Annotated in this window: 9 protein-coding genes; all 9 read right to left on the reverse strand. The window is 45.8% G+C overall.

The window, feature by feature from the left end:
• Position 1: 1 nt before the first annotated feature.
• The 9 genes from moaB to B2866_RS01190 all read right to left on the reverse strand — a co-directional run bounded on the left by moaB (position 2) and on the right by B2866_RS01190 (position 13,137).
• On the reverse strand, positions 2-532 hold the full coding sequence (gene moaB, locus B2866_RS01150) for a molybdenum cofactor biosynthesis protein B (protein ID WP_296189740.1): 531 nt from the start codon (positions 530-532) through the stop codon (positions 2-4).
• Between the two features lie 67 nt (positions 533-599).
• Entirely contained in the window at positions 600-1,703 is a 1,104-nt protein-coding gene (gene moaA / locus B2866_RS01155) for a GTP 3',8-cyclase MoaA (RefSeq protein ID WP_296189742.1), read from the reverse strand.
• 254 nt (positions 1,704-1,957) lie between these two features.
• Positions 1,958-3,253, reverse strand: a complete 1,296-nt coding sequence (gene glp / locus B2866_RS01160) for a gephyrin-like molybdotransferase Glp (protein ID WP_296189745.1) — start codon at positions 3,251-3,253, stop codon at positions 1,958-1,960.
• A 190-nt stretch (positions 3,254-3,443) separates the two neighbouring features.
• The gene (locus B2866_RS01165; RefSeq protein WP_296189747.1) at positions 3,444-4,463 is read right to left on the reverse strand and encodes a peptidylprolyl isomerase; all 1,020 of its coding nucleotides are present in this window, start codon (positions 4,461-4,463) and stop codon (positions 3,444-3,446) included.
• Between the two features lie 294 nt (positions 4,464-4,757).
• Entirely contained in the window at positions 4,758-5,939 is a 1,182-nt protein-coding gene (locus B2866_RS01170) for a globin domain-containing protein (protein ID WP_296189750.1), read from the reverse strand.
• Between the two features lie 231 nt (positions 5,940-6,170).
• Entirely contained in the window at positions 6,171-6,896 is a 726-nt protein-coding gene (narI, locus tag B2866_RS01175) for a respiratory nitrate reductase subunit gamma (RefSeq protein WP_296189753.1), read from the reverse strand.
• A gap of 14 nt (positions 6,897-6,910) precedes the next feature.
• Positions 6,911-7,720 (reverse strand): nitrate reductase molybdenum cofactor assembly chaperone, encoded by an 810-nt coding sequence (narJ, locus tag B2866_RS01180; protein WP_296189996.1) that lies wholly within the window; start codon positions 7,718-7,720, stop codon positions 6,911-6,913.
• Positions 7,721-7,766: 46 nt separating this feature from the next.
• The gene (gene narH / locus B2866_RS01185) at positions 7,767-9,305 is read right to left on the reverse strand and encodes a nitrate reductase subunit beta (protein WP_296189755.1); all 1,539 of its coding nucleotides are present in this window, start codon (positions 9,303-9,305) and stop codon (positions 7,767-7,769) included.
• Between the two features lie 73 nt (positions 9,306-9,378).
• Positions 9,379-13,137: a nitrate reductase subunit alpha gene (locus tag B2866_RS01190; RefSeq protein WP_296189757.1), complete on the reverse strand. Its 3,759-nt coding sequence runs from the start codon at positions 13,135-13,137 to the stop codon at positions 9,379-9,381.
• Between the last annotated feature and the right edge of the window lie 123 nt (positions 13,138-13,260).

Raw genomic sequence — 13,260 nt, forward strand, 5'->3', positions numbered from 1 at the left:
ACTAATCGTGACCTGGGTTGGTGCGCATAAAGTGTGGCACAAAGTTACAAGGACGCGTGCGACTATCGAGCTGCTCTTGTAAGATACCTTCCCACGCAGTGCGGCAAGCACCTGATGAACCGGGCAGGCAGAAGATGCCCGTACCGTTTGCCATACCAGCCACGGCGCGAGATTGGATGGTAGACATGCCGATATCGTCTTTTGAGAGTAAGCGGAACATCTCGCCAAAGCCATCAACCGATTTATCAAACAAGACGCCAACCGCTTCTGGCATACTGTCGCGGATATAAAAACCAGTACCGCCCGTGGTGATAATAGCGTGCACATTTGGGTCGGCAATCCAGTTACTAATGACGGCTCTGATTTTATAAATATCATCAATAATCAGCTGACGGTCGGCAAGTTGATGCCCTGCTGCGGTCAGTTGGTCGACCAAATATTGCCCTGAAGTATCTTCTGCAAGAGTACGACTGTCAGAAACCGTTAGGATGGCGATATTAAGCGGGGTAAAGGGTGCTTGCAGCTTACTCATGAATGTTCCTTAATAAATACGCTTGTGGTAAAAAATGAAAAATTTGATTATTAGTATATTTTTGATTCTAACCGCCAATCATCGACAAATTATTCATCATGCCGCTGTTTGATTCATGAAGATGATGATGCTCAGGTTTAATCGGCATAAAACTGTGCAGGGTATTCACAAGCCCTGCGACATCATCTTGTTCTAGATGCTGACGAATATCGTAATTACCTTGGTCGAATAGACACAGATGCACCTTGCCTTGACTGCTGACCCGCAGACGATTGCAGCTATCACAGAAATGGGCAGCATAAGGGGCAATCATACCGATACGACCTTTATAATCTGGATGGCTATATTCTATCGCTGGACCGTCATTGCTACCACGTATATGGGTTTGCCAGCCGTGCTTGATTAGATAATTGGTAATAATATCGGACTGTGCATGCTGGGCAAAAAACAAATCGCTGTTGTCACTGGTCTGCATAAATTCAATAAATCGATAGGTAACGGCTCTGTCTTTGACATAGTCGATCGCATTCATCAGATTTTCAAAGGCGGTTTCTGCCATTAGAATGCTGTTTATTTTTAGCTTAATATCGGTAGTTGCAAGTAAGGTATCCATATCAGCCAACAGCTGTGGCAACATATCAAAGCCTGTCATCTTATGAAAAGTCGCGGCATCAAAGCTGTCCATACTGATATTGATTTGATTCAGCCCAGCTGCTTGCCAGTTAGCCAAATGCTTACCGAGCTTATAGCCGTTACTGGTCATAGCAACCGTTTCAATACCTTCAGTGTTTTTGATGGTTCTGATAATGTCTACCACGTCACGACGTATAGAAGGTTCGCCGCCGGTAATCCTGACTTTTTTGGTGCCAACTTGGGCAAAGCCGCGGACTAAGGTGGCAATTTCAGTGACGCTGAGCTCGTTTTGTGGGGGTTTGCCTTGATAGCCATCGGGTAGGCAATACTCACAGCGAAAATTACAAAAATCAGTAATCGATAAACGCAAATAGGTAAGACGTCGTGCGAAACCATCGGTTAATGGTTGAGAGAGCGTGACCGGAGAATACGTCGACGAGAGAGCCGTTTTCGACGACAAGTCACCGTCAAAAATAGCAGGTGCAGCGGCAGGCGAGTAAAATTGCACATTGCCTGCGTTGGGGGCAAGATGGTTCATAGATGATTACCATTAATATTAAGTATAGTGTGTACTTTTAGGCGTTGCCTCAGGTTGTGAGTGGAAAATTCTATTTATATTTAATTATGACAGCTTGCGTGCAAATAACCATTCACCGTAAGTGAGCTAAAAACTACCACCAAAGTAGTAGATAGAATTTGACAGTAAACCCTCAGTTTCTCACGATTAATGGTATAAAGAGTTATTAACTATGTAACCGTTACTCCGCTATGCAAGGATTAATCATGCAGTGCTTAGCTATATAACCAAGGAAAAGGCTGAACCAATACTTGCCCGCCAGCGGCTATATTGCCAGAATCTTGTGCCAAGACAATAAAGCAATTGGCGTGGCTCAGCTGTTTGATACGGTGCGATTGCTGCTTGCTAAAGCTTTCAACTACAAACTCGCGGGCTGCATTCTGCGACATAATGCCTCTTTGAAAATCCATCCGTCCGGCTGATTTTTTGATATCGTTTTTAAGGGTAGCGGTCAGGCTAAGCTGCATGGGTCGCTCTTGGGTCGCAGCGCCTGCCATTTGCCACAAAGCGGGAATGACAAATTGTAAGCTGCCAACGACAGTTGATAGGGGATTGCCGGGTAAACCAAAGTATAGTACCGGCTTAGCAAGATTTTGCGTCAGCTCGCCAAAGACAAACGGTTTGCCAGGTTTCATGGCGACTTTATAATGATTAATCTGCCCTAGCTGCTCAATGACGGTAGTTAAAAAGTCATAGTCACCAACCGATACGCCAGCGGTAGAGATAAGGACGTCGCAGTCTTGCATCGCTTGGGTTACGGCAGCGGCGGTTTTATCTAAATCATCAGCAATGATGCCATAATCGCGAACAGTAACGGGTAAGCTTGAAAGTAAGGTTTTTAGTGTCGGGGTGTTGGAGTTATAGATTTGCGCTAGGCTGGTTAGCTCATTGCCAATCGCCACCAACTCATCGCCCGTTGCGAGTACACCAACGATTAAAGGCTGATAAACATCGACTTTATCAAAGCCTAAATTCGCTAATAGGCTGATATCAGTAGGATTTAGGCGTTTACCCTTTTTTAATACCGTATCGCTAGCTTCAATCTCTTCACCTTGCTTACGGATATTGTCATTAGGGTTAGCAGTTTTGCTAAGTGTAATATCATAAGGTTTTGATTTATCAATACGGTCTTTTATGGCGGCAAAATTGGTGTTTTCTTGCATAACGACCGTATCACAGCTGTCCGGAACGACGGCACCCGTAAAGATGCGCACTCCTTGTCCTGCGACAATGTCACCACGATAAGGACTGCCCGCTTGTGACTCACCGACGATCGCAATCGTGCTTTCGGCGTCAAGCGTACTGCCTTGCGCCAACGCATAACCATCCATCGCCGACAGATTTTGTCTAGGGACAGCAAACGGTGAGACGATATCCGTTGCCAAGATATGATTGCGACTGTCTAATAAATCATAGCTTATGACGTCTCTTTCGCTGAGCGGAAAATCGTCATTATTATAAGTTTCTATCCGCTGCATTATTTTTGCGGTAAGCCCTGCGACAGTAATCATAAATCCCTACTTATTTTATTTATATATATTGAACTGATATTGAACTGAGATAGCTATTTAGCTTATAAACTACTGAAGTTATCTAGCTACCGAGATGGTATAACATAAGAATATACGTTATACCATACGAGCTACTTTATATCATCAATACGGCTTTATCATATAAGAATTAATTGACGGACAATAAATTTTAGCCGCGGAATATGTTTTCTTGTTCAAGCGTCATCTCGATACCTTCGATATCGGCGTCATTTGCTAAAGTAAACAAGTAATCGCACAAGGATTGGTGAAAGGCTTGTTGGCTAAGCTTATTATGAATCGCAGGGCTGACTTGCTCATAAGTCATCTGAATGCCAGGCTCTTTCGTTAGTACATCGACAATGTGAAAACCATAACGGCTCTCGATAGGGCTTGGTGCCAGTCCTGCATCTAGCTTAAATAACGTGCCTTCAAATTCTGGCACCGTTTGACCTTTATTAATGATACCAAGCTCGCCGCCTTGCTCTTTCGATGGGCAAGCTGAATGCTGGCGCGCCAGTTGGATAAATTCAGCATCAGGATTGGCATTATTTTTGATTTGATCGATAAATTCGTAGGCGGTTTTTTTAAGTTTTAATCGCTCATCGCCGTCTTCTGGCGGACATGCCAACAAAATATGACGGACATTCATAATAGGGTCGGTCTTAAAGTCAGTGATATTCTGCTTATAATAGCGCTCGCAGGTTGCCATATCGGGCATCGTTGCTTGCACGTTTTTTTCTATTAAGTCAGAGATGGCTTTTTCTTCATCGTCAAGCCATGCTGTCTCGCCAAGGCTTGGCTCATCTAAAACGGCAAGGCGCAAGAGTTCACGCACCACCAAGGCTTGCGTCGCTAAAAACACCGCATCTTCTTTATTTGGGGCAGGGTGGTATTGCAGCTCTTGGGCAATCGCGGTTCTATCTATCATCACGCCATTGACGGTTACAGATGGCAGCTCATCACGGCTAGAGGCAATCAGATTTTTATGGTTGCTGCGCTCTTCTGCCATGGCTTTTTCGATAAACTCTTGGTCAGAATGCGGTTTTTGCAAATCATTTAAGGTTGGCATAACCCGCAAGATATCATCACCACGACCAGTCGGAGCATGGCTATGACTGTGATTGTCACTATGCCCATGAGCGTGTTGATGGTTCGCATGGTCGGCTGGATTATAAGTACTGACAGTCATGGCGTTACTCCACTAAGGGTTTTGGTAATAGAAATTTTGAAATACGATATCATGTTACTGTAAAAATATGGCTAATAACGATTCGCTTTAAAACAAGCTCTATGAAAACTATAAGTATTAAGACTATTTATAGAAGTCTACATAAAAAAATAGAGGCACCTTTAAATATTTACTCACTAATGAAGCGTTTAAAGGTGACTCTATGGCAATTGCATTTGCATACTGACTTTATATTTCTTTAACAAAGTATCGAGCGTATTTTTCGCACCCTCAATACTTTATTAAATGGATCATTTAAGCCAGCTCTAGGCTCATTTTAGGGCCAAACGGCTCATAATGAACGCTATCAACGCCATGGTCTAAGGCCATTAAGCCGTCGATGATGCTTTCCATAAACATCATAGAGCCACAGACATAAATATCAGCAGGCTTTGGTAAATTAGCAAGCCATGCTTCATCTAGGATTTGCCCAGCTTCAAAGTAAAAAATGTGCTTTTCTACGTTGTCGGCGGCGGCAAGTAATTCGTTAACTTTGCTATCAAAGGCATGATGGTCTTTATTCTGACAAGCATAAACCCAAACGATAGGACGTTTTGGATTGGCTGTGACCTGCGCTTCTAACATCGACAAAATCGGGGTGACACCAACGCCTGCGCTCACCAGTACCAACGGAATATCATTTTGTTGAATTAAGTCTTGGTTGAGCTCAAAATCACCAGCTGGGGCAGATAATAAAATCGTATCGCCAACGTCTAAGTGATCATGTAAGTGGTTTGACACTAGACCATAATGCTCATTACGGTTGTCGCGTCTAACCGCAAATTGGATGCCTTTATCGCTCGTGGCTGAATATAAAGAATAATGACGTAGAGCAATATGGTCGCTGTCCTCTGGGTCGGTTTTGACCGTGATGTATTGGCCAGCGGTCAGGCTTAATTTGCTTAAATCAATATCGTCATTTGCGGGAACGACAGTAAAGGCGGCGATATCTGTCGCGGCTTCTACTTTTTCAGTGATTGTAAACGGTGCAAAGCCTTCCCACATTTCTTGCTCATACATGGTTTTTTCTAGCTGAATAAAGACATCAGCAATTTCATCATAGGCTTCAGTCCACGCATCGATGATGTCATCGTTGGCGGCTTCGCCCAATACTTCTTTGATAGCGCCTATTAAGTGATGACCAACAATCGGGTAGTGCTCAGGCAAAATTTGTAAGGCACGGTGTTTGTGACTGATTTGCGTGACTTGCGGTAGTAGTACAGCCAATTTATCCAAGTGCTTTGCTGCGGCCAAAACCGTCATAGCCAGTGCAGTTTGCTGACGGCCTAATTTTTGGTTGGTTTCGTTAAAAATATCTAAGAGTTCAGGGTGTTGGTTGAACATGTTTTCATAAAAGACGGTCGTAATTGCTGTGCCATGCTCCTCAAGTACAGGAACAGTTGCTTTTACGATCTCTAGTGTTTTTGGTGACGCCATGGTGGATCCTTTAGTGATTTACACAGTGATAAGTTTAGAAGCGTTAGCTCAATGCATGAGCGTAATAACCTTCATTAAACTGCTTTAAAAAACGCTGGGATTTGAGCGTTTAGCGGTCTAATAGTTAAGATTTTACCATAAGATTCATTATAAATGAATCTTATGGTATCGTAGCTTTATCTAAAACTTAATGCTGTATCACTATTGTGCCTATTTCTATTGCCAACGTTTCTATTGCGAACGTTTCTCTCTCACAATCTGATAACGGCGACCGAAATACCAGATTGGGGCACTGATAATATGGATAAGCCGTGTGAACGGGAATATCGCAATCAGTGTAATACCGAGCGCCATATGCAGCTGATAAATCAAGTCGGTTTGCTCGATACGCGCCGCTGCCTGCCAAGGTCTTAAAATGGTAATGTCTTGTGCCCAGCCGGCCAAATTCATCATGGTATAACCATCTAAATGCTTGACTGAGGTAAAAATAGAAATTAGACCAAGGTTGAGCTGAATAAATAACAATACCAGTACCAGTTTGTCCGAGAACGACGAGGTGTGCGAGATGCGCTCATCGGTAAAGCGTCGCCATAGTAGCATCACCAGACCGAACCAACAAAATACCCCCGCGATACCACCGACTACCACCGCTAAAATCTGCTTATGACCTGCACTAATAAAGCGGTCGTAAAGAAAGTGCGGCGTCAACATCCCAAATAAATGCCCGAGCAAAACCACGATAATACCAACGTGGAAGAGGTTGCTGGCAAGGCGCATGTTTTTGGTTCTGAGCATCTGCGTTGAGCCGGATTTCCATGAATACTGAGATAAGTCAAAACGTACCCAAGTACCAATGATTGCAATGGTCAACGCAATATACGGATAAACACCAAAAAGGAAGATTTGTAGCCAATTGAGGTTGGCGACAGACTGTACACTCGGATCTGCAATATTCATGTCATCTCTCCTTATTATTGTTTAACCGGTTGACTGGTTTTAAAATCGACCCAATGTACAGGGGCATCGACCGTATTGGTAGCGGGAGTCGTTCGAACACCCGCTTTGGCCGCAAGATTCTGGGTGCTCGTTTGCGACGGGCAGCGATCTTCTTGCTGCGCATCCAAAAACGTCACCACTTCCTCTTCCCATTCTTTATCTAGCGCTTCAAAGGTGTCGTCGCGCTGCTCTTTGCTGATTTGCTCTTGATACTCTTCGACCATAGCAAGTGGCTTGCCAGCGATTTGCAATAGCGCATTAAAGCAGCCTTGATAAATACTACTGCGATCCTCTAATCGGGCAGCAAGCAGGGCGATAATATGGCTGACATCAGCAATATCCATACGGATTTGAATATCATCATTAATCACCGAGGCCTGATACGCTAAAAACTCAAGGTATAAAGGCAAGTAGTCGGGTAATTCTTTAACGCTAATCTCAAAACCAGCATCGGAATATTGACCCATCAAATCGACCATCGCTTGACCGCGGTCACGCGATTCGCCGTGTACGTGCTCAAACAGCCAAAGCGATAAAGAACGACCGCGCTCGAACAGACCGTCATAACGCGCTTGTGCTTCAAGGCAGCCGGTATCGATTAAATCTTCGATCAAGTCGATGATTTGTGTGCGTACTTCTGGGCTAATCAGCGTCGAGCGCGCCACAATCTCGGTACAATCGGCGAGGGTATCACCACTAAACAGCTCATTGTTTGGATAATCTATCAGTAAGCTTAATACTTTGAGCAGCTTCAAGTCCGAAGTACCGATAGTCGGGGGTGTCATGGGCTCATGCACGGAATGACTGTTAGGAAATTGAGTAGTTTGCATCTTATGACTCCCACTTTTGGACGGTATCGATAAAATCACGGCGATTGGCTTTGCGTTGTCCAAACATACTGTTGTCAGAATGTCCTGAACAGCCTTCGCCAAAGGTGAAGCCGCAACCATTACGCTCAGCAAAAGCGTCACTTAACGCTTCTTCACGGTGCGCGGTTGGAATGACAAAACGGTCTTCGTAATTGGCGATTGCCAAGTAGCGATACATCTCTTCTACTTGCAATTTGGTTAGACCAACATCGTCCAAGATGCTCTGCACTTCTTGTTTTTCTACCAATTGCATACGCTTATAGCTGCGCATGGCAAGTAGGCGTTTTAGCGCCAAACGTACCGGCTCTTCATCGCCTGCGGTTAGCATATTGGCAAGATAGCGCAGCGGAATACGTAAGCTGTCGACGTCTGGAATCAGACCATCCATACCCACTTTACCGGCTTCGGCAGCGTTTTGAATCGGTGATAAAGGCGGTACATACCAAACCATCGGTAGCGTACGGTATTCAGGATGAAGGGGTAGCGCCAGTTTCCAGTCCATCGCCAGCTTATAAACCGGCGAGCGCTGAGCTGAATCAATCACCGATTGTGGTACACCGTCTTTTAACGCTTGGGCGATGACCACTGGATCATTAGGATCTAAGAAGACATCCAACTGTGCTTGATACAAATCTTGCTCGTTAGGAGTGCTAGCGGCTTCGGCGATTTTGTCCGCATCATAAAGTAGTACGCCTAAGTAGCGGATACGGCCAACACAGGTTTCAGAACAAACGGTTGGTAGACCAGCTTCAATACGCGGATAACAAAAGATACATTTTTCAGACTTGCCCGATTTCCAGTTGTAGTAAATCTTTTTGTACGGGCAGCCTGAGATACACATGCGCCAGCCGCGGCATTTTTCTTGGTCAATCAAGACAATGCCGTCTTCTTCACGCTTATAAATCGCGCCGCTTGGGCATGACGCCACACAGGTTGGGTTCAAGCAATGCTCGCACAGACGCGGCAAATACATCATAAAGGTGTTTTCGTACTGGCCATAAATATCGGCTTGGATATTGTCAAAGTTCTTATCTTTACGGCGTTTTTCAAACTCTGACCCTAAGATTTCTTCCCAGTTCGGACCCCACTCAATCTTTTGCATACGTTTGCCAGTAATGGCTGAGCGCGGGCGGGCGATAGGCGAGTAATTACCGAGCGGGGCAGTATGCAAATGCTGATAATCAAAATCAAAGGGTTCGTAATAATCATCAATCTCTGGCAAATCAGGGTTGGCAAAAATATTTGCCAAGACGCGGAACTTACCACCGATACGCGGGTTTATCGTACCGTTGGCATTACGTATCCAGCCGCCGTTCCATTTATTTTGATTTTCCCACTCTTTGGGATAACCGATACCAGGCTTTGACTCAACGTTGTTGAACCACGCGTATTCCATGCCTTCACGGCTGGTCCAAACGTTTTTACAGGTGACCGAGCAGGTGTGACAACCGATACATTTATCAAGGTTAAGCACCATGCCGACTTGTGAACGAATTTTCATGGGGTGTGCTCCAAGCTTTTTATAAAAAGCAATTAATATAAGTACTTATCAGTACCAATGTATAAAGATGCTATTAACCATCAATGGTGGTTGGCAACGGGCGTGGTAACGAGTCATCTGGTTTTTCTTCCAACCAATCGATTTTTGACATTTTGCGAATCACCACAAACTCGTCACGGTTACAACCGACCGTGCCATAGTAGTTAAAACCGTAAGATTGCTGCGCATAGCTGCCAATCATGTGCGTCGGTTTTAAGATAGTACGGGTCACTGAGTTGTGAATACCGCCGCGAATACCAGTTTGCTGCGAGCCCGGCACGTTGACCAATTTTTCTTGGGCGTGGTACATCATCGTCATGCCTTCTTTGACGCGCTGACTAACGATGGCGCGCGCGGTAATGGCACCGTTAGCGTTAAAGACTTCAATCCAGTCGTTATCGACGATACCGGCTTTTGCGGCATCGACTTCTGATAACCACACACAAGGACCACCGCGGCTCAGCGTCAGCATGAGCAAGTTTTCAGAGTAGGTACTGTGGATACCCCATTTTTGGTGCGGTGTTAAAAAGTTCAGCACAATCTCTTTATTACCGTTGGGTTTGGTGTTTTGGATAATCTCCGTCGTCTTGGTGTCGATAGGCGGACGATACTGCTGCATTTGCTCACCAAACGCCTGCATCCACGGATGATCTTGATAAAACTGCTGACGACCGGTAATCGTACGCCAAGGTATCAGCTCATGAACGTTGGTATAACCGGCGTTATAGCTTACTTCATCAGATTCAATACCTGACCACGTCGGGCTGGAGATGATTTTACGTGGCTGCGCAACGATATCTTTAAAGCGAATCTTTTCATGTTCACTGGATTTGGCCAAATGCGTATGGTCGCGACCGGTAAATTCAGACAGTGCTGCCCAGCCTTTGACGGCAACGTGACCATTGGTTTCAGGAGCCAGCATCAAAATCATCTCAGACGCATTCACCGCGGTATTAAGACGTGGACGACCTTCAGAGATACCTGGCTCAGTGACACGGTGGTTTAAATCACCCAGTTGTTTGACCTCGGTTTTCATGTCCCAATTCAAGCCTTTTGAGCCGTTACCTAATTTCTCTAAAGCTGGGCCCATAGAAGTGAATTTCTTATAGGTATTGGGGTAGTCACGCTCAACGATTTTAATCATTGGGCAGTTTTTACCAGGAACTGGTTTTTCGCCAGCCGTTTTCCAGTCGGTGCCGCCAAATGGCTGCGCAAGCTCACCCGGGCTATCATGTTGCATAGGCAGAGTGACCACATCGGTTTCAACGCCTAGATGACCTTTTGATATCTCAGAGAAAGTTTTGGCAATGCCTTTATAAATCTCCCAATCCGATTTAGATTCCCAAGCAGGGTCTGTCGCGGCGGTTAATGGGTGAATAAATGGATGCATGTCAGAGGTATTCATGTCATCTTTTTCATACCAGGTCGCGGTCGGCAGGACGATATCAGAGTACAAGCAGGTTGAGGACATACGGAAGTCTAAAGCAACGACCAAGTCCAACTTACCAGTAGGGCCTTTTTCTACCCAATCGACTTCTTTTGGCTGCAAATGACCCGTCGGGTTTTCTTCGTTAAGCAGACCGTTTCTGGTGCCCAAAAAGTAATGGAGCATGTACTCATGACCCTTACCTGATGAACCCAACAGGTTGGAGCGCCAAATAAACATATTGCGCGGGAAGTTCACCGGGTTATCGGGTGATTCACAAGCAAAGCGTAAGCTGCCGTCTTCTAATGAGTCGACCACATACTCTTCTACGTCTTTACCGCTGGCTTTTGCGGCGGCGGCAATGGTCAATGGGTTGCGGTTGAGCTGCGGCGCTGATGGTAACCAACCTGCGCGCTCTGCTTGGATGTTGTAATCAAGCATGTGCTCTGGGAAGAATTTTTTATTGGCGTTTGGTGAGAGAATCTCATGAGCAGAGATGGTTTCATGACGCCACTGTGAGCTGTGTGCATAAAAGAAGCTGGTACCGGCCATTTGACGCGGTGGACGATGCCAATCAAGGGCAAAGGCAAGGGGCAACCAGCCAGTTTGTGGGCGCAGTTTTTCTTGACCAACATAATGCGCCCAGCCGCCGCCAGATTTACCGATACAGCCGCACAGCATCAGCATGTTAATCACGCCGCGATAGTTCATATCGAGGTGATACCAGTGGTTCATACCCGCACCGATGATAATCATCGATTTGCCATGAGTTTTATGAGCGTTTTCAGCAAACTCACGAGCCACTTGTATGACACGCTCACGGCTAAGGCCGGTAATCACTTCTTGCCAAGCAGGCGTGCCTGGGACGCTTGCATCGTTATAATCGTCGGTGACATGCTCGCCGCCAACGCCATTGTCAACACCAAGGTTGGCCACGGTTAAATCAAATACCGTCGCAACGATAGCGGTGCTACCATCGGCAAGGGTAATGGTTTTGCAAGGGACGGTTTTTTGCTGGATAGGCTCGCCCGGTACCGAGGTAAAGTGCGGATGGCTCACATGACCGAAGTAATCAAAGCCCACCACGCAAGTCTCTGCGCTGTCTTTTAAGGTTAAGGTCAGATCAATGTCTTCACCTGTGGTGCCGTTCTTTTGCTCAAGGTTCCATTTGCCTTTTTCGCCCCAACGGTAGCCGATTGAGCCCAGTGGCGAAACCAAATTACCGTCGCTATTAAGAGCAATGGTTTTCCATTCAGGATTGTTTTCTTGACCCAAGTCATCCACCAAGTCAGAAGCACGCAGGTAGCGACCAGCACGGCGCGCGCCTTCTTCGCCTTCTAACATTACAAGCACAGGCAAGTCGGTATAACGCTTAGCGTAATCTAAGAAGTAATCACTTGGCTGTTTGAGATAAAACTCTTTGATAATGACATGACAAAACGCCTGCGCAACTGCGGCATCCGTTCCTTGTTTAGGATTGAGCCATAAGTCGGTGAGTTTAGAGATTTCTGCATAATCAGGGGTGATAGAAACGGTTTTGGTACCTTTATAACGCACTTCGGTAAAGAAATGCGCATCTGGCGTTCGCGTTTGCGGGACGTTGGAACCCCAAGCGATAATGTAGTCAGAGTTGTACCAATCGGCTGATTCTGGTACGTCAGTTTGCTCACCCCAAACCATTGGTGAGGCTGGTGGCAAATCACAATACCAATCATAAAAAGACAAACAGGCACCGCCGATAAGCGATAGGTAACGCGTACCCGCCGCATAGCTCACCATCGACATCGCCGGAATCGGCGAAAAACCAATGATGCGGTCAGGCCCGTAAGTTTTAGCTGTATAAACGTTACTGGCGGCAATGATTTCGTTGACCTCCGCCCATGTGGAGCGAATGAAGCCACCAAGACCACGCTTAGATTTGTATTGTTCAGACTTGATTGGGTCTTCTACAATACTTTCCCACGCATCGACCGGATCAGGATACTGAGCTTTGGCTTCGCGCCATAATTTGAGTAGCGGCTTACGTACCTTTGGATATTTGACACGGTTGGCAGAGTACATATACCAGCTGTAGCTTGCGCCGCGAGGGCAACCACGTGGTTCGTGGTTTGGCAAGTCGGGACGGGTTTCAGGATAGTCGGTTTGCTGGGTTTCCCACGTCACCAAGCCGTTTTTCACATAAATCTTCCACGAGCAAGAACCGGTACAGTTGACCCCATGCGTTGAGCGCACGATTTTGTCATACTGCCAACGGCTACGATACACGTTTTCCCAGTCACGAGACTCATCACGCGTCTCGCCATGCCCATCGGAAAATTCGCCCTGTTTGCGTTTAAAAAAACGGAATTGGTCGAGTAAATGGCTCATTTCGCTATCCTCTGTTTTATTGCCTATGGTGTATCTAAAGCTGAGTGCAGCATGCTGGTATCGTCGTACTTGACTCGATATTGGTATGCACCTAAGCCGTAAATATTATTTCAATAGCGTCAT

The sequence above is a fragment of the Psychrobacter sp. UBA3483 genome (assembly GCF_002377905.1).
Classification (GTDB): Bacteria; Pseudomonadota; Gammaproteobacteria; order Pseudomonadales; family Moraxellaceae; genus Psychrobacter.

Coding starts and splice junctions, on each gene's coding strand:
- B2866_RS01190 (WP_296189757.1), bottom strand. CDS start 13,137: ATGAGCCATTTACTCGACCAATTCCGTTTTTTTAAACGCAAACAGGGC.
- moaA (WP_296189742.1), bottom strand. CDS start 1,703: ATGAACCATCTTGCCCCCAACGCAGGCAATGTGCAATTTTACTCGCCT.
- B2866_RS01165 (WP_296189747.1), bottom strand. CDS start 4,463: ATGACTGTCAGTACTTATAATCCAGCCGACCATGCGAACCATCAACAC.
- narI (WP_296189753.1), bottom strand. CDS start 6,896: ATGAATATTGCAGATCCGAGTGTACAGTCTGTCGCCAACCTCAATTGG.
- moaB (WP_296189740.1), bottom strand. CDS start 532: ATGAGTAAGCTGCAAGCACCCTTTACCCCGCTTAATATCGCCATCCTA.
- narJ (WP_296189996.1), bottom strand. CDS start 7,720: ATGACACCCCCGACTATCGGTACTTCGGACTTGAAGCTGCTCAAAGTA.
- glp (WP_296189745.1), bottom strand. CDS start 3,253: ATGATTACTGTCGCAGGGCTTACCGCAAAAATAATGCAGCGGATAGAA.
- narH (WP_296189755.1), bottom strand. CDS start 9,305: ATGAAAATTCGTTCACAAGTCGGCATGGTGCTTAACCTTGATAAATGT.
- B2866_RS01170 (WP_296189750.1), bottom strand. CDS start 5,939: ATGGCGTCACCAAAAACACTAGAGATCGTAAAAGCAACTGTTCCTGTA.